Here is a 17,340-nt window from a genome sequence, read left to right on the forward strand (position 1 = left end):
TTGGTGTATCGGCAAATCAACAGTTTCGCCAATGGCGGTGTATCGACTAGAAATGTTTTCCGTGCCGATCCCTATCGAGTTCACCTGTCAGCCATCGATACTCCCGGGACGGGGGACCCGATGACGATCGAACATCCGCTGGAGGACGAAGTCTCCGTCCTCGCACGGCGGGTCGAGAAGGCCCGCGGACGTCTGGCCTATCAGTTCGACCCCGCCCTCACCGAGGCGCTCTCGGAGAACGAACTCTCCGCCGAGCGCGAGCTAGCCGAGCGCATTCGCGATGAAGATCGCGCCCAGCGCCTGAAGCAAGTCGAGGCCGCGGCCGCCACGGCTGACCGCGCCCGGCAGACCACCGAAGAAATCGAGAAGGCCGACATTCGGGACTTGCTGATGGCCCGCAAGGCGATTGCCGCGCAGCGGCGCGAATCCAGCCCGCACGCCAAGCTGGCTTCGCTGTACAAGCATCGCGCGTGGTCGCTGCGCGCGCTGGCGGGTGTGGTCGCCGCGGGCATGCTGTGGTCCGCGGTCAACGTGCAGCACAATATCGCTCCCGGTGGTGCGAAGGATCCGCTGTTCTGGTTCAGCTACCTGCTCGAAGGCATGATCAGCGTCTGCCTCGTGATCATCATGATCGGCACCAACAAGGTCGCCGAGTGGGGTGTCATCGACAGCACCAAGCAGGTCGTCGCGGCCGAGATGGCGCTGCTGGGCCTGACGGTCACGCTGAACACCTACCCCTACCTGAAAACCGGTAGCTGGTACGACGTCTCGGTGCACGCCATCGCGCCGGTGATGATCGGCGTGGCGCTGCTCATCCACAATGCCGCCAGCGCCCGGTACGGTCTGGCCATCGTCCGAGCCACCGATCAGATCCGGGATCTCCCCGATCCGGCCGAGACGATTCGCCGCACCCTGCCGAGCATGGTGACCTGGCCGACCCGGCCCACCGGGCCCAGCGCCGCCCCGACCATGGCCGCGCCCACCCCGGCGCTGACCGCTGCTCCCGAGGCCGAGGCCGCACAGGTGGTGGAGAGCACCCCGGATCCGGTGCCGGTCAAACCGCAGCCCAAGCCCGCCCCGCGCAAGGAAGAGCGCACCTCGGCCACCAAATCGGCGAAAACCGCCGAGGCCGAGACGCATTCGGACATCAGCGACGGCGGTCCGCCGCTGAACGTGTACGACACCGGTCAGTTCCGGATCGCGGAAACCCTCGAACAGGAACTCGCCGAACTCCAGGCCGCCCGCCGTCGCGCTCGCGCCGCGGCCCGCGCCCGCAATGGGGGAACCGACGTCGACTGATACCCGTACGGCACCCGCCACCGCCCGTAGCCAGCGCTGCGGGCGGTATCGGCGGTTTCACGGGTGATCATGCCGCGCCGGGTGATTCGGACGTCAGCGCAGCCGACCGAAGCACCCGGCGCGATCGGCGAAGCGGATCGCGCTGACCGCTCAGCTCACCCCGGTGAGTCCCGAGAAGTCGCGCAGCACAACGTGATTGCGGGCCGCCAGACTGCCCAGCGCGTGATCGGGATGCAGGCCCAGATACTGCTTGCGGGTCCGGGTGCTCCAGCGTCGCGCCTGTTCGGACCGCGTCTTGTAGAAGTTGGCCATATAGCCGCCCTCGTAGATGCGCAGCAGCATGTACCCGCCCGGGTACTCCTTCACCGCGGCGACTTCCAGGAATTCGACCGGTACGCCGGAATCGGCCCGGGTGACGCGATTTCGATGCGTATGCCCGCTGTGATGCAGGAAAACCCCCGGGGCCGAACGGTAGAGGGTGTGCAATGCCGCCGCATTGGCCCTGTCGAGCACGAAACCCGGTCCGCCCGGGTTGCTTATCGCCGCGTGCGTCGTGATCGGGTGGTGACCGAATACGAGCGTCGGCCGATCCGGTTCCGCGTGCAGCAGATCGCGCAGATGCGCCAGCTGCGCGAAATCCAGGGTGCCCCCGCCGCCGCGCACCCGCGGCCGGGTGGTGTCCAGTCCCACCAGACGCATTCCGCCCAAAGCGTATTCGCCGAGCTGCTGGTACGGATAGAACACCTCGCCCCAGTGGTCCGCTTCATCCTTGGGCGGCATATCGTGGTTGCCGCGGCAGACGAAGTAATCGCGCCCCAGCTCACCCCAGGTGTCCAACTGCGCGCGCACGGCCGCGCACTGTGCCGCGGTGCCGTGATCGGTCAGATCGCCCGCGGCGATGAGATGGTCTGCGCCCCGGCCGGATTCGCGTAACTCCTCGAGCACCGCCGCCAGCATGAACTCCGGATAGCGGTCATCGCCGAACCCCTCGACCAGCCCGCCCGGCAGCAGCCCGCTGCGCACCTCGCCGTGATGCAGATCGTTCGCCAGCGCGATGGTGCGCAGCAGTCGCCCCGGCGGCGGGATGAGGGTGCGGACGCGGCCGGTGGATTCGGGCGCGCCCGAACGCCGGGTGGTGAGCGTGCGCGCGGGCGTGGCCCGGCAGCTGTCCGAATACGCCTCGAAGCAGTACTCCCGCCCGGGCTCCAGACCGGTGATCTCCGCGTAATGGAAAGCGGTGCGCCCGGATTCGTGCCACCGCACCGGCAGCGGCAGCGGGCTGTCCGCCGGTCCGAGGCGCACCTCGGTATCGGCCGGCGCGGGCTGTAACCGCCCCGCCCGATTCCGAATGCGCGAGGTCCAGGTCAGGATCACCGACGTATCGGTGACGGTGACTACCTCGAGATCCGACACCGTCAGCGAATTGTGTTGTATCCGAGCCCCGTAACCGGCGAACACCGGGCGCTGTGCCCGCACCGCCACCGCCGCCGCCCCCGTGGCGGCATTGGCCAGCCACAATGTCCGTAATCGCGGATCCAGCACGACCATCTCCGTCCGCCGCCGACTGCTATTACCCGACGGTACGGTTAACGATTGAACGCAGCTATGACCGCACATGACCGGTCAGCCGCCAGCTCCGGACATTTGTGCCGCACCCGCCGCGTCCGAGTGAATACCCGGTGATCATTCCGGTCCGGAAATTCCGGCAAGCCCCCTGACCTGCGCACGAAGGCGTCGGCGCGGAAGAAAGCCACGTCTTGACCCGGCCCCGAATCTATCGTCGACGCAGTTCCAGACGCGTTGCCGCACCGCCGGTTTCGCCCGGCCGAAAGGTGACCCGTGGGGGGCGCATACACTCATCCCGTTCGAATCGAGCCGCCGGTCTTGCCGGTCTGCCTGCTGATCGACGTCTCCGGCTCCATGTACGGACCACCGATCGACGCGGTGAATCGACTGCTGCCCGGGGTGCGGCGCGCACTGCTGGCCGATCCCGGGGCGCGCACGCGAGTGCGGTTGGCGTTGATCGCGTTCGCCTCCGACGCGCACACCGTCCTGCCGCTGACCGAACTCCCCCGGGCGCGCATTCCGTTCCTCCAGGCGGGCGGCGCGACCAATTTCCGGGCCGCCTTTCATCGGGCGCGCACGACCCTCGCGGACGGAATCCGCGCACGGGACACGGGGATCGGCGTATCCCGCCCGGTGGTCTACTTCCTCAGCGACGGCGGTGACACCGGCGCGGATTGGCGGGCCGACTGGGAGCGGCTGACCGATCCGGCCGATCCGCACGGCGCGGAAGTGGTCAGCTTCGGGATGGGCGCGGCGGACCGGCAGGCCATCGGCGCGGTCTCGACCCGGTACGCGTTCTTCGCCCGAGACCGCGATCCGGTCGTCGCCACCGCGAGCATCCTGGACACCGTCACCGCGAGCATCGCCGAGACCGCCGCCACCATGACCGCGACCGCCGCGAACATCACCGGTACCGCCGCGTCCGGTCACTGCGGAACCGCATCGCTGATCGTCCCGGCCGCGGCCGGATTGACGCCACTGCCCGTCGACTCGGCCGACTGAGCCGACCGGCCGAGGCACCACCCCGCGCACCGCGCCGACCCGCGTTCCATACTCCTTCGGGCCGGAGAACGCCTCCGGCACAGCACAATGGGAGGCAATCGGCTCATGACCGATGACACCGGTCCGCTACCCGGCAACGAACTACCGCGCGAGGTGTTCGCACAGCAGCTGACCAGTCTCTGGCGGTACGCGGGCAATCCGACCCTGCAGGCCGTCGCCGACGCCGCCAACCGGGTCATGCGATCGAGCCGGGGCGAGACCGCCAAACGGCTCACCGTGCAGCGCATCAGCGATTGGCGCAAGGGCCGCAATCTGCCCGCGGTCTTCGAATCGGTGCGGCCGGTGCTGTTCGTGCTCATCGAGATGACCAAGCAGAAGTCCGAACCGGTCCCGGCGCAACTGCTGGATTCGACCCGCTGGCGGCAACTCTGGGTGAGCGCGGTGGCGTGGACGCCGGTCTCGGATTGCCCGTATCGCGGCCTGGAGTCCTATCGCACCGAGAACGCCGCACTGTTCTTCGGGCGGGATCGGCCCTCGGCCGAACTCGTCGCGCTGGTGCGAAAGACCGGTGATACCGGCGGCGGGATCGTCATCCTGGTCGGCGCGTCGGGCGCGGGCAAATCATCGCTGCTCGCCGCCGGGCTCATTCCCGGGCTCGGGCCGGACTGGACGGTTCGCACCGGAACCCCGAGTGCCCCACCCGATATGGCGGATCTGCCGGCGGAGCACAGCGCGCTGATCATCGACCAGTTCGAGGAGCTGTTCACCCAGTCCGCGACCGCTGCCGAACAGCTCGAGTTCATCGAAACCCTCACCCGGCGCGCGGAATCCGGCGCGACCGTGGTGCTCGGGCTGCGCGCCGACTTCTTCGCCCGCTGCCTGGATCATCCCGCACTCGCCGATGCGCTGGGCCGCAGCGCGTACGTGCTGGCCCCGATGCTGGCGACCGAACTCACCGAGGCGATCACCCGGCCCGCCCGCGCGCACGGACTCAAGATCGAGAGCGGCCTGGTCGAATTGATCAGCGCCGAACTGGTCGGGCTCGGCGGCCATACCGACGGTTCCGGGGCCCTCCCGCTGCTATCACACGTCATGGCCGTCACCTGGCAGCGCGGGGACGGTAACCGGCTCACCCTGGCGAGTTACCGGGAAGCGGGCGGTGTCGCCGGTTCGGTCGCCCAGACCGCCCAGGAGGCATGGACCCGGCTGGATTCGGCCGGGCAGGAGGCCGCCAGATCCATCCTGCTGCGCCTGGTCACCGTCGGGCAGGACACCCGCGATACCCGCAGGCACCTGCCGATCACCGAATTGCTCACCCACACCGATGATCCCGACGCCGCGGCCGATGCGCTCGAACAGCTGGCCAGTGCCCGGCTGATCACCCTCGACACCGATACCGCCGCGCTCACCCATGAGATCGTGATCGACGCCTGGCCCGAACTGCGCGGCTGGATCGACGCCGACCGGGACGGGCATCTCATCCGGCAGCGCGCCGAAACCGATGCGGCGGAATGGGTTTCCGCCGGACGCACGCGCGCGCTGCTGTATCGGGGCGATCGGCTCACCCGGGCGCGGGCGCACGGCCGGACCGTGGCCGGGCAGACCGGCGAATTCCTGGGTGCCGCGATTCGCGCACGGCGACAGCGCATCTGGATGCAGGCCGGACTCGCGGGCACGCTGGCCGTCCTGCTGGTGGCGGCGCTGACCGGTTTCACCAATACCCGACTCGCCAACCGCGAGAAGGACGCCGGATTCTTCGCGAACGTGCTCAGCGAGGCGAGCCGGGTGCAGAGCAGCGATCCGACCCTCTCCGCCGAACTCGCCATCCTGGCCGCCGGACTGCGACCCGACGATCTCGATGTCGCATCCCGGCTGATCGGCACCCAGAGCCTGCCCGCCGTCGCCGCGTTCACCGCCGATACCGGACCGGTGTCGATGCTGGCGTATGCGGGCGGGGATGTACTCGCGACCGCTGGGGCCGATCGATCCATCCGGCTCTGGAATACCGCGAGTCCGGGCGCGGTCACCCCGGCAGGACCGGCGATCACCGATCACACCGGCACCGTGACCGCACTGGCCGCGCTCGGGACGCTGCTGATCTCCGGCGGCGATGACCACACCGTGCGCATCCGCGATATCTCCGATCCGGCGCGATCGCGGGTATCGGCCGTCATCGATACCGGCGCTCCGATCACGGCCCTGGCGCTGGCACACGACGGCCACACCCTCGCGGTCGCCGATGAACACGGAGCCGATCTGTACGACCTCACCGATCCCGCCCGCCCCGCACGCCTGCCGATCCGGTTCCCCGTCGACGGCAGGCTGACCACCCTCGGCTTCGTCAGTGATGACCGCACCCTGCTGACCGTCGATCGGGTGACGCCCAACGCCGCGGCGCAGACGCGCACCCTGCGGGCCTGGAATACCGCTCCGGCACAGGGCATTCCGAACAGCACGGTGCTCGCGCAATCCGCCGATCTGCGAATGATGCCGAGCCCGGCGGGCAATCTCGTCGCCATCGCCGACGATCGGCCCGGTAGCGCGGCGGCGGTCGACAGCGAGGTGCGGCTCATCCGCGTCGACGGCGTCGATCGCACCACGCCTGTCGGCCCATCCTTCGCCGCGTCCTCGGCGACCTATCTGCTCGGTATGGCCTTCAGCCCGGACGGGCGCACCCTGGCCACCTTGACCGCCTTCGGCACCGGGCTGTGGAACCTCTCCGATCCGGCCCGTCCGGTGGCGCTGGGCCCACTGCTCACCGGTAATGCGGCCGCCTGTCCCCGGATACCGGCCGAACATCGCTGCACCGCGATCCCGGGGGCCCTGCGATTCAGCCATGACGGACGGGTGCTCGCCATCGGATTCGAGGACGGGGCCGTACAGCAGTGGCTGGTGCCGCCCGCCGTGCTCGGCGGCCAAGCCGGGCAGGTACGACCGGTGATCAGCGCCGACGGCACCCGCATGCTGACCGTCGCGCCCGGCGCGGACGCGCATATCTGGGATATCCACGATCCGGCGGCCGTGCGATTGGCCGGGACCATCCCCACACCCGATGTCCGGCTGCCCGGTCTGGCGGTGACCACGCTGCCCTCGCTCAGCTCCGACGGTAAGTTCGCCGGTCTGGTCATGGACGGCGCGATGACGCTCGTCGATATCTCCGATCCCGCGAAACCGCGTGCGGGATACCGGTTTTCCAATGCCATCGGGCTGGGATTCGCCGTGGACCGGGCGCTGCTGCTCACGATATCGGCGACACCGCCGAGCTTCCAGGCGTGGAATTACGCCGATCCGGCACATCCGGTGCCGCTGGGATTACCCGTGCAGGTGCAGATCTCGTCGAAGGTCGCCTCGACCGGCGCACAGGTGTCGATGACCCGGGACGGCGAACTGATCGCGGCGTTGACCGACAAGCTGATGCTGTGGGACGCCGATATCCGCAAGCTGGGACCACCGCTGGGCGCAACGGGGGCCGATTGGTCCGGTGGCGGTTTGGGACTCGCGATCAGTCCCGATCATCGAATCGCCGTCGCGGCGGGCGATTTCGGCCTGGTGCGGCGCTGGGATATCAGCGATCCGGCGCACATCGAACCGATCGGCGAACCCTTCCGGGCCAGTGAGATCACCGTCACCGCACTGGATCTCAGCGCCGATGGCCGCCTGCTCGCCACCGGCGGCACCGACTCCACCGTCCGGCTCTGGAATTTCGCCGATCCGGCGCATCCGGTGCCCTACGGCCAATCGCTGACCCCGCCGTCGGCCAGCCCTTGGCACGTCGCCTTCCATCCGAAGGCGAACTACCTGTTCGGCGGCGGCGACAATGGCGCACTGCGGGTCTGGGATCTCGACCCGCGGCACGCCGTCACCCGCCTGTGCGCGTTACTCGGCTCACGAATAAACGCCGACCTCGCCGATCACTTTCCCGCACAACGGCTTCCCCGCCTCTGCGCGTGAAATCGACTGCGTCCCGGTGTTGTTCAGCGGCCCGGGATCGGATGGTCGGCCGGGACCACCACCGCCGGACGCGGCTGGGCGGGAGTGCCCGAGTGCTGGGCGTAGCCGAGCCAGCCGGTGCCCACGAAGATGGCCAGCAGCACGGCGGTGGGGAGTTCGAACAGCAACCAGCCGGGGGCCATCACCGATTCGCGAGCGGTGGGGTACGGGGTGCGGACCGGATGGGTGAGGCGGTGGGCTCGAACGGGTGGACGTTGCCTGCCGATGCTGCCGTGCCTCGTATGTTGCTGTTGCCGGACCACCCATTGCCTCCGTAGCTAGAAATGTGCCGAACCCCAGGATGCCGAATCAGCGGCGAGCGCACAGCGGTGAATGAGCGGACAACAGGGTGTCCGGTCTTTTCAGCGCATGCTCGCATTGGGTAGTCGTGCGGGGCAGGACATTCCGGGCACGGTGACCAACTCGAAGTGCCACCACTCATTGTCGTACGTGCGGCACAGCCCCCAGCGATTGCCATTGTCCTCGAGCCATTGCGCGCCCGCGCGCGGGCCGACATCGATGGCCTGGCCGGAGACGTGCGTGGATTCCTCGGGCGGGAGCACCCACTGGCGGGCCGCCTCCGGACTGCCGTAGGTGCGAATTCCGTCCTCCCACATGGCCTGCTGTTCGGCAGGCGAGCGGTAGCCGGAGGTGATCCAGATGGTCACGCCCTCCTCGCGCGCCTGTGCGGCGGCCGAGGAGTACGCCGAGGCCAGCAGTGGGTCCAGGCCCTCGGTTTCGGCGGAGATGGCCGAGGCGGACGGCAGCGGGGGTACGCCGAACACATTCCCCGGCAGCGGACTCGCGGGCAGATCGATGATCTCCCCGGGCGCGGCGATCGCGGGCGCGGCATGCGCGGACGGCGATGCGGACGGCAGACCCGCGACGAACAGGCCCGCCCCCGCGATCAGCGAGACCGCGGCGGCTCTGCGGGTACCGCGGCTGATTGCCGGATTCGCCCGGAATGCAAGCTTTTCCGGCTCGCATACCGGATTGTCGTCGCGGCGCTCAGCGCGCATACGGCCCTCTTCCTCGTTCAGATTCGTTCCTTGGACCGCTCGCGGACACGCAGCGCGATCGGCTTGGAGGTTTCGGCGAAGAAGTCGTTGCCCTTGTCATCGACCACGATGAAGGCCGGGAAATCCTCGACCTCGATCTTCCAGACGGCTTCCATGCCGAGCTCAGGGTATTCGAGAACTTCGACGGATTTGATGCAGTCGAGGGCGAGTCGCGCCGCGGGTCCGCCGATCGAGCCGAGATAGAAGCCGCCGTGTGCGTTGCACGCCTTGGTGACCTGCGCGGAACGATTGCCCTTGGCCAGCATGACATGTGAGCCACCCGCAGCCTGGAACTGATCGACGTAGGAGTCCATCCGACCGGCGGTGGTCGGGCCGAACGACCCCGAGGCGTACCCGTCGGGGGTCTTGGCCGGACCGGCGTAGTACACGGCCATATCGCGCATGTACTGCGGCATCGGCTCGCCCGCGTCCAGGCGCTCCTTGATCTTGGCGTGCGCGATATCGCGCGCAACGACCAGCGGGCCGGTCAGCGAAAGCCGGGTCTTCACAGGGTATTTGGACAGTTCGTCGCGGATCTCGGACATCGGCCGGTTCAGGTCGATCTTGACCACGTCACCGCCCAGGATGGCATCGGTCTGCTCCGGAAGGTACTGCGCCGGTTCCCGCTCGAGCTGCTCCAGGAACACGCCCTCGGGGGTGATCTTGGCCAGCGCCTGGCGATCCGCCGAACAGGACACCGCGATGGCGACCGGCAGCGACGCGCCGTGCCGGGGCAGGCGGATGACGCGCACGTCATGGCAGAAGTACTTACCGCCGAACTGCGCGCCGATCCCGAAGGACTGGGTCAGCTTGAAGACCTGCTCCTCGAGTTCCAGATCGCGGAAGCCGTGCGCGGACATCGAGCCCTCGGTCGGCATATTGTCCAGATAGTGCGCGGAGGCGTATTTCGCTGTCTTCAAAGCGAATTCGGCGCTGGTGCCGCCGATGACGACCGCCAGGTGGTAGGGCGGGCAGGCCGCGGTGCCGAGCGAGCGGATCTTCTCGTCCAGGAATTCCAGCATGCGATCCGGGTTCAGGATCGCCTTGGTCTCCTGGAACAGGAAGGACTTGTTGGCCGAACCGCCGCCCTTGGCCATGTACAGGAACTTGTACGAGGGCTTGGCGGGATCGCCTGCGGCCGAATACAACTCGACCTGCGCGGGCAGGTTGTTGCCGGTGTTCTTCTCATCCCACATATTGATGGGCGCGAGCTGGGAGTAGCGCAGGTTCAGCTTGGTGTAGGCGTCGAACACACCACGCGAGATCCACTCCGCGTCATCCGCGCCGGTGAGCACGCCCTCGGACTTCTTACCCATCACGATGGCGGTGCCGGTGTCCTGGCACATGGGCAGGATTCCGCCCGCGGAGATGTTCACGTTCTTGAGCAGGTCCAGCGCCACGAACCGGTCGTTACCGCTGGACTCCGGATCGTCGATGATCTTGCGAAGCTGTGCCAGGTGCGCGGGCCGCAGGTAGTGGCTGATGTCATGCATCGCCTCCGCGGTCAGCATGCGCAGCACCTCGGGCTCCACCTGCAGGAAGGTGCGCCCGTTCACCTCGAACGTGCTGACCCCCTCGGTCGTCAGCAACCGATACGGCGTCTCATCGGCACCGATCGGCAGCAGATCCGAATACAGGAAATCAGGCGCGGTCAAGGTTCGCACTCCTCGAGCAGGGCTGGGGGCTGTCCAGCCGACGGTTCAAGCACAGAGACTTTATCCACCGCCCCGGTACCGCCTCCGCGCAGGCAGTCCTAACCGGAAATATCGCCCGTGGGATCGCATTTGCACTTGCATTTGCACACACGAAGTTTGCTGAGACCGTTTCCCGGCCCGCGTCGCGCTGTCAGACTCGGTCCGTGGCTATTCCACGCGGGGCTCGGGAACGCCGAGCCGAGAACACCGATCGACACCAAACCATCAGCAGGCGAAGGCCTTTGCCCGCCATCCTGGGCGACCGCTTCCGGCGACTACGCGAAGCCGGCGATATCACCCAGCGGACCGCGGGTAGGGCCATCCACGCCGACGCCTCCAAGATCAGCCGCCTCGAATCGGGGCGCACCCACTGGCATGAGGACGACGCCGCGGTCCTGCTCGACCTCTACGGCGTCCCCGCCGCCGCCCGGCAGCGCTATCTGACCTGGGCACAGCGGGTGAACGGCCCGAGCTGGCCGGATTATGACGATACGGACGCCGACTCCGGACTGGACGCACTGCTCGGTGACGTGCCGCTGCAACTCGTCCGCGGCTATGAGCACGGGGTCATTCCGGCGCTGCTGCAGACCCGCGAGTACGCGGACGCGGCGCTGCGCATGTCCCGGGAAGAGCTGTGCGAGGACGATGTGGCCGCGGTACTGGAGTTGCGCATGCGCAGCCAGGAGATGCTCTTCGACCGGCATCCGCCCACGGTCTGGCTCGTCGTCGAGAAGACCGCGCTACTGCGGCCCGTCGTCGATACGACGCTGTGGCACAGGCAGATCGATCATCTACTCATGCTCGCCGAACTCCCCCACGTGACGGTACAACTGCTCGACGACGCCGCGTGCGGACCCGCACGAACCGGCGAATCCTTTACATACCTCCGATTCCGGAATTTCCGGCTGCACGAATTGGTGCGCACGCAACAGCTGTCCGGGGCGATCTGCCGGGATCTGCCCGCGGACACCGAACCGTATCTGCGCACCGCGGACCGGCTGGCCATGCTCGCCGCGGCCCCGCGAGCGGGCATCGAGCGAATCGGCGAACTCCGTCGCGCGGTACCCGAGCCGGGTGCACAACCCGGCCCCGGGGCGGGCTAGCGATGCCCGAGACGCGATGTCCGAGTGCGGATTTGTGTGAATACCGGTGCGGATTGTGCGAATCCGCACAGGTTGCACCTTCAAGTCGGGGGGTGTTACCTGTGATGATGCGCTTGTCGGCGGCGGGGAGGATCTAGCATGGCAGCAGACACCGGGAGTGGAATCGTGACCGAAACCCGTTGGCTCGACGATGTCGAGACGCGTGCGTGGCTGGGATTCGTGTTCACCCGCGACCTCATCGCCGCCGCGGTCGGGCGGGATTCGCTGCGCGAATCCAATCTGACCTATGTCGAATACACGGTACTGGCCCGGCTGGCCGACGCACAGGACCATCGGCGCAGCTTCGCCGAACTGGCCGGGGTGCTGGAATGGTCGCAGAGCAGGCTCTCGCATCAGATCACCCGGATGGAGAAGCGCGGGCTGGTGGCCCGCGAATCGATTCCCGACGATGCCCGGCGCACCGCCGCTGTACTCACCGCCAAGGGCGAGCAGGTACTGGCCGGAGCCGCGCCCGCACATGTGGAAAGCGTGCGGCGGCACATGATCGATGTGCTGGACAGCGGGCAGCTCACCGCGCTGGCCGATATCTACGACACCTTATTGGCGCACCACCGAAGACCCGATACGAGGAACCCCATCTGAGCGAAAAATACCCGTCGACCGGCGTTTGGTTTGGCACACGGGGGGTAGTGGGTAAGACTAGGCTCGGCACCGGCTTCCGACGGCGGTCGGCACCGAGCGCATGGTCGGCAAACGACCGCCGCGCTAGTTGACTCGAGTGTGTGCACCCCGACCTGGCCTTAGCGAAAGGGGCAGGAGTTTTCATGTCCGACGTGTCCATAAGCCTTTCGGCGGATTCGCAGCCCGCGGGTTCTGTCGACAACCTGCTCCCGCAGCTCGTCGAACACCTGCGGCAGAACCGCACCGAACTGCGCGAGGAGTGGGCCCGTCGCATCACCGATGCCCAGCTGCTGACCGCCATGACCCCGGAGGAGATCTTCTCCGAAGCGACCTCGGTCTACGACAACTACGTCGAGGTGCTCGAGACCGGTAGCGTCGAAGCGCTGCAGGCCTACGCGCGTGATCTGTCCGAACGCATCATCCCGCGAGGCGTCGAAACCGACGAGGTCGTCGGCATCGTGCTACTGCTGCGAGATGTGCTGGCCCGCAGCCTCTTCGAGAAGTATCAGACCGACTTCGAATTGCTCAAGCGGGTGCTGGACGCGTACGAACCGGCTGCCAACCGCATCGCCAACACCGTGGCCGTGTCCTTCGTGCAGGAGCGCGAGCGCGTTATCCGCCAGCAGCAGGAGGCGATTCGCGAACTCTCCACCCCGGTGTTGCAGGTGCGCGAGCAGCTGCTCATCCTGCCCATCATCGGCGTGCTGGACTCCCAGCGGGCACGCCAGCTCACCGAACAGCTGCTGCGCGCGATCCGCGCCAACCGCGCCAAGGTCGTCGTCATCGATATCACCGGTGTCCCCGCGATCGACTCCACGGTCGCCAACCACCTGGTGCAGACCGTGGACGCGTCCGGCCTGATGGGCGCGAACGTGATCATCACCGGTCTGTCCTCGGAGATCGCGCTCACCCTGGTCACCATCGGCCTGGATCTGTCGAAGATGAACGCGGTCGGCGACCTCCAGGGTGGTATCGAAGAGGCCGAGCGGCTCCTGGGCTACGAAGTGTCGCGTGTCCCCGCTGACCGCGACGGACGGTAACCCGGGACAGGGCCCATGCCGGTACCCATTCTGAAGCAAGGCACCTATCTGATCGCGTCGGTGCAGTCCGCACTCACCGACGCCGATACCGAACGCCTGCAAGACGATCTGATGAAATACGTCAGTAAGTATCGAGCACAGGGCATCATCGTCGATGTCACCGCAATCGACGTAATGGACTCCTTTGCCGCGAGATCACTGCGTACCATCGCCCACATGACCAAGCTGCGCGGCGCGGAGACGGTCATCGTCGGTCTGCAACCCGAGGTCGCTTTCGCGATGGTGCAACTCGGCCTCACCTTCGAAGGTATGCATACCGCACTGGATCTGGAGGAAGGGCTGGCCTGGCTCAACCACAAGATCAGTAATCGGGGCCAGCGAGACGGTCGTGATCGTGGCCGCTGAAGTCATGGTGATCGCGGTGAAGGTGTCCAACGACATCGTGACCGCTCGGCAGGCGGGGCTGGAGCTGGCAAGCACTCTCGGCTTCTCGCTATCCGATCGCACCATGATCGCCACCGCGATCTCCGAAGTGGCGCGCAATATCACCAGTTATGCGGGCACCGGCGAGATCAGGCTCGCGGTCGGCGAACGGGAAGGCCGCCGCTCGATGGTGGTGCAGGCCCAGGATCAGGGGCCGGGAATCATCGATATCGATCGCGCGCTGGAAGACGGCTATTCCACCGGACGCGGTCTGGGACTTGGTCTTCCGGGTGCGCGCCGGCTGATGGACGGCCTCGTCATCACCTCCAAACCCGGGCACGGCACGCTCGTGGAGATGTGGAAGTGGGTGCCGCGCAATGCGTGAGGACGGGTTCATCGGCACGGTCGAATGGGCCGTCGCCGGGCGTGCCCTCCCCGGGCAACGCGTGTCCGGGGACCGCTCCGTCATTCTCGACGCGGGCGGCGGCTCAGTGCTTTTCGCGGTCCTGGACGGACTCGGGCACGGCGCGGCGGCGGCGGACGCGGCCGATCGCGCGGCCCAGGTGCTGTCCGAAAACCGCGCCGAGCCTTTGGATGTGCTGATTCTGCTGTGTCATCGCGCCATGTCCGACACCCGCGGCGCGGCGGTATCGCTGGCGCTCTTCGACGCCGGTGATCGACTGACCTGGCTCGGTGTCGGCAATGTCGAATCCCGCATTGTCGCGGCGGCTCCCGGTAAACCGGCGATTCGCGCGGCGGCCCTGCTGTCCGGCGGCATCGTCGGCTATCTGCTGCCGCCGAATCTGCAATCGCAGACCGTGCCGATCCGGCCCGGCGATCTACTGCTCATGTCCACCGACGGAATCACCAGCGACTACTCCGACGGAATCGATTTGGCCAAGCCGACTTCCGAGATCACCGCCGATATTCTGGCGCGGCACGCCAAGGACACCGACGACGCGATCGTGCTCGCGGCCCGCCATCGCGGGCATACGGTGCGATCCCTGCACTCACCACCGGAGCACCACGCATGAGTTCGGCGCTGGCGGCCTTCCGCGACGCGTACACCGGTGCGCTGCGGCTGCATCTGCGCGCACCCAATCAGAACACCCTGGCCGAGGGCTATGAACTCGGGCGGCGCGCGCTGGTCGAGGGCGTGAGCATTCTCGATCTCACCGAACATCACTTCCGCATTCTGGAAGAGCAGGGCATGGCCCCGGTCAGCGATGACGAACGCGCCGAGGCCGCACTGGAATTCCTGTTGCAGACCATGGCCGCGCTGGACGTGGCCACCCGCGGCTTCCTGGACGGCACCCGCCGGTACGAGCAACAGCGTTCGCGCGCGGACGATCTCGCGGGCCGCGACGCCTTCCGCACCGCGCTGGTGGAATCGCTGCAGGACGGTTTCTTCGTGGTGGACGCGGATGGCACGCTGGTGGAGGTCAATACGGCCTTCGGCGCGCTCACCGGGTACGGCCCCGATGGCGTGCCCTATCCGCTCCCCCATCCGTGGACCGTGGCCGAAGCGCCGCGCTATCCGGATCTGGGCACCGACGCCGCGCGCTTCGTCATGCCGATTCGCCATCGCGACGGCCGCCGCCTCTGGCTGGCCGTCTCCACCAGTTCACTGGTGAAACCCGAGAACGGCGAACGCATTTTCGTCGGCACCATTCGCGATGTGACCGCCGAACACGACGCCCAGGCCCGCGATCAGGCGGTCTCGCGGCTGGCCACCGCGGTCGGCGCGGCCACCAGCGTGGTCGAGGTGCTCACCGTCGGCCTGGAGGAATTGCGCAGGGCGGTCGGCGCGGAATCCGCGGTGGTATCGGTCTGGCCGAATCGCCACACCGGTCCGGAACTCTATGTCTCCGAGGACAATCCGCAGTTGGAGACGGTCGCCGCCGGCGGTATCGCATTGCGGTCCGGTGCGAGCGCGAATCCGATTCCGCTGGGCGGCAGGGAATCCCGGCAGGTGCTCGATGCCCGCGCCCGCGCCCTGCTGGATCGGGCGCGACTGCGGCCCGGCCGCACCATGTTCGCGATTCCCGAGGGCGCGTCGAGTTCGGAGGGCATTGTCGCCCCGCTCGGCGAGGCCGGGGATTCGGCGCTGTGGCTGCGATTCGCCACGCCTCGTGCCATCGCCCCCGAGGATTGGGCGCTGTTCTCGCTGCTGGTGGGGCATTTGAGCCTGGCGGTGCAGCGGGCGCGCAACTTCGATCAGGCGCGCTCGACCTCGCTGACGCTACAGCGCGCCATGCTCGGCCCGATCGAATTGCCGCCGCGCTTCTCGGTGCATTACGAACCCGCCCTGCCGCCATTGGAAATCGGCGGCGACTGGTACGACGTGGTGCGCCTGGCGGACGGCACCATGGGCGTGGTGGTCGGCGACTGTGTCGGACGAGGGCTGTCCGCCGCCGTCGTCATGGGCCAATTGCGCACCGCCGCACGCGCATTGCTGCTACGCGGGGCCGGACCGGCGCAGTTGCTCGCCGAACTGGACACCGTCGCCGCCCGCATTCCCGGCGCCATGTGCACCACCGTATGCGCCGCCATCCTGGATCCCGTGCGCGGTCTGGTGCGCTATTCCAGTGCCGGGCATATGCCGCCGGTGCTGGCCGAACCCGGTACGCGCGGAAGGCTTCTCGAAGGCGGGCGGGCGGTGCCGCTGGCCACCTTCGATCCGCCGCGCCGTCCCGAGGCCACCACCGCACTGGCCCCCGGCTCCACCCTGGTGCTGTTCACCGACGGCCTGGTCGAACAGCGCGGTGTCGATATCGATGATCGCTTCGTCGAGCTCGCCGACGAATTGACCGGCGTCGCTGGACAATTGCCGCGCGAGGTGGCCGATTCGGTGCTGTCCCGGCTCCGCCCGGCGGGCGGCTACGACGATGACGTCGCGCTGGTGGTCTACCGCCAGCCGCCCAAACCGCTGCGTCTGGACGTGCCCGCAACCCCGAGCGAATTGTCCCGTATGCGCCGCGAACTCAAATCCTGGCTGGCCGCCGCCGCGATTCCGCATGACAGGGCGGGCGATCTCATCGCGGCCGCCAATGAGGCACTGAGCAACAGCATCGAACACGCCTACCTCAACGGCGACTCCGGACGCGTCGAGCTGACCGCCGAATGTGGGCTCGACGCAGTCACTCTCATCATCACCGATACCGGTATCTGGCGGCCGCAACCTTCGGATCCCGGCCATCGCGGCCGCGGTATCGCCATGATGCGCGCCCTCACCGATGAGCTGGAGATCGATCACGCCGGACCCGGCACCCGGGTCCGCATGATCTCCCGTTTGCCCGCAGTCGCTTTCTCGGCGGCCAGTCGCGTGTGAACATGGAAGGCACATATGCGCCATTGCCTTCCTGACCAAGCAGAAACGGTGCGGTAGCTGGGTATTTCGCGATCATCCGGCAACTGAAACGAAACCGATGTCGCAGACGATGCAACATGATTGGACGGATCATGGCAGATTGTTCCAACGTGA

At 67.5% G+C, this 17,340-nt stretch carries 14 protein-coding genes; 10 read left to right on the plus strand and 4 right to left on the minus strand.

Annotated elements, in window-relative coordinates; translation table 11 throughout:
* Positions 1 to 120 precede the first annotated feature (120 nt).
* Positions 121 to 1,299: a hypothetical protein gene (locus ACFC0O_RS40890; RefSeq protein ID WP_375967608.1), complete on the plus strand. Its 1,179-nt coding sequence runs from the start codon at positions 121 to 123 to the stop codon at positions 1,297 to 1,299.
* A gap of 150 nt (positions 1,300 to 1,449) precedes the next feature.
* Here the strand turns inward: ACFC0O_RS40890 and ACFC0O_RS40895 are convergent, their stop codons facing one another.
* On the minus strand, positions 1,450 to 2,841 hold the full coding sequence (locus tag ACFC0O_RS40895; protein ID WP_375967610.1) for a metallophosphoesterase: 1,392 nt from the start codon (positions 2,839 to 2,841) through the stop codon (positions 1,450 to 1,452).
* A 297-nt stretch (positions 2,842 to 3,138) separates the two neighbouring features.
* On the opposite strand from ACFC0O_RS40895, the gene ACFC0O_RS40900 reads away from it, so the two are divergent.
* Together ACFC0O_RS40900 and ACFC0O_RS40905 are read left to right on the plus strand one after the other, a co-directional pair.
* Positions 3,139 to 3,867 (plus strand): VWA domain-containing protein, encoded by a 729-nt coding sequence (locus ACFC0O_RS40900; protein ID WP_375967611.1) that lies wholly within the window; start codon positions 3,139 to 3,141, stop codon positions 3,865 to 3,867.
* Between the two features lie 105 nt (positions 3,868 to 3,972).
* On the plus strand, positions 3,973 to 7,818 hold the full coding sequence (locus ACFC0O_RS40905) for an NACHT and WD repeat domain-containing protein (protein ID WP_375967612.1): 3,846 nt from the start codon (positions 3,973 to 3,975) through the stop codon (positions 7,816 to 7,818).
* A 23-nt stretch (positions 7,819 to 7,841) separates the two neighbouring features.
* Here the strand turns inward: ACFC0O_RS40905 and ACFC0O_RS40910 are convergent, their stop codons facing one another.
* The 3 genes from ACFC0O_RS40910 to ACFC0O_RS40920 all read right to left on the minus strand — a co-directional run bounded on the left by ACFC0O_RS40910 (position 7,842) and on the right by ACFC0O_RS40920 (position 10,570).
* Positions 7,842 to 8,120 carry a hypothetical protein gene (locus ACFC0O_RS40910; protein ID WP_364633875.1) on the minus strand — a complete coding sequence of 93 codons (279 nt, stop codon included), beginning with the start codon at positions 8,118 to 8,120 and terminating at the stop codon, positions 7,842 to 7,844.
* A 99-nt stretch (positions 8,121 to 8,219) separates the two neighbouring features.
* On the minus strand, positions 8,220 to 8,642 hold the full coding sequence (locus tag ACFC0O_RS40915) for a M15 family metallopeptidase (protein WP_364635988.1): 423 nt from the start codon (positions 8,640 to 8,642) through the stop codon (positions 8,220 to 8,222).
* A gap of 251 nt (positions 8,643 to 8,893) precedes the next feature.
* On the minus strand, positions 8,894 to 10,570 hold the full coding sequence (locus ACFC0O_RS40920) for a fumarate hydratase (RefSeq protein ID WP_375967613.1): 1,677 nt from the start codon (positions 10,568 to 10,570) through the stop codon (positions 8,894 to 8,896).
* A gap of 281 nt (positions 10,571 to 10,851) precedes the next feature.
* Between ACFC0O_RS40920 and ACFC0O_RS40925 the strand changes: the two genes are divergently transcribed.
* From ACFC0O_RS40925 to ACFC0O_RS40955, 7 genes are all read left to right on the plus strand, one after another.
* Positions 10,852 to 11,712 carry a helix-turn-helix domain-containing protein gene (locus tag ACFC0O_RS40925; RefSeq protein WP_375967614.1) on the plus strand — a complete coding sequence of 287 codons (861 nt, stop codon included), beginning with the start codon at positions 10,852 to 10,854 and terminating at the stop codon, positions 11,710 to 11,712.
* Between the two features lie 138 nt (positions 11,713 to 11,850).
* On the plus strand, positions 11,851 to 12,354 hold the full coding sequence (locus tag ACFC0O_RS40930; RefSeq protein ID WP_364633869.1) for a MarR family winged helix-turn-helix transcriptional regulator: 504 nt from the start codon (positions 11,851 to 11,853) through the stop codon (positions 12,352 to 12,354).
* A gap of 182 nt (positions 12,355 to 12,536) precedes the next feature.
* Positions 12,537 to 13,433 carry an STAS domain-containing protein gene (locus ACFC0O_RS40935; RefSeq protein ID WP_364633867.1) on the plus strand — a complete coding sequence of 299 codons (897 nt, stop codon included), beginning with the start codon at positions 12,537 to 12,539 and terminating at the stop codon, positions 13,431 to 13,433.
* A gap of 15 nt (positions 13,434 to 13,448) precedes the next feature.
* Positions 13,449 to 13,838, plus strand: a complete 390-nt coding sequence (locus tag ACFC0O_RS40940) for an STAS domain-containing protein (RefSeq protein WP_364633865.1) — start codon at positions 13,449 to 13,451, stop codon at positions 13,836 to 13,838.
* Entirely contained in the window at positions 13,828 to 14,241 is a 414-nt protein-coding gene (locus ACFC0O_RS40945; protein ID WP_364633863.1) for an ATP-binding protein, read from the plus strand. The genes ACFC0O_RS40940 and ACFC0O_RS40945 overlap by 11 nt, the downstream gene beginning before the upstream one ends.
* Positions 14,234 to 14,890, plus strand: a complete 657-nt coding sequence (locus ACFC0O_RS40950; protein ID WP_375967617.1) for a SpoIIE family protein phosphatase — start codon at positions 14,234 to 14,236, stop codon at positions 14,888 to 14,890. The genes ACFC0O_RS40945 and ACFC0O_RS40950 overlap by 8 nt, the downstream gene beginning before the upstream one ends.
* On the plus strand, positions 14,887 to 17,187 hold the full coding sequence (locus ACFC0O_RS40955; RefSeq protein ID WP_375967619.1) for a SpoIIE family protein phosphatase: 2,301 nt from the start codon (positions 14,887 to 14,889) through the stop codon (positions 17,185 to 17,187). Before ACFC0O_RS40950 ends, ACFC0O_RS40955 begins: the two co-directional genes overlap by 4 nt.
* Positions 17,188 to 17,340 lie beyond the last annotated feature (153 nt).

Source organism: Nocardia sp. NPDC056100 (assembly GCF_042266325.1).
Classification (GTDB): Bacteria; Actinomycetota; Actinomycetes; order Mycobacteriales; family Mycobacteriaceae; genus Nocardia.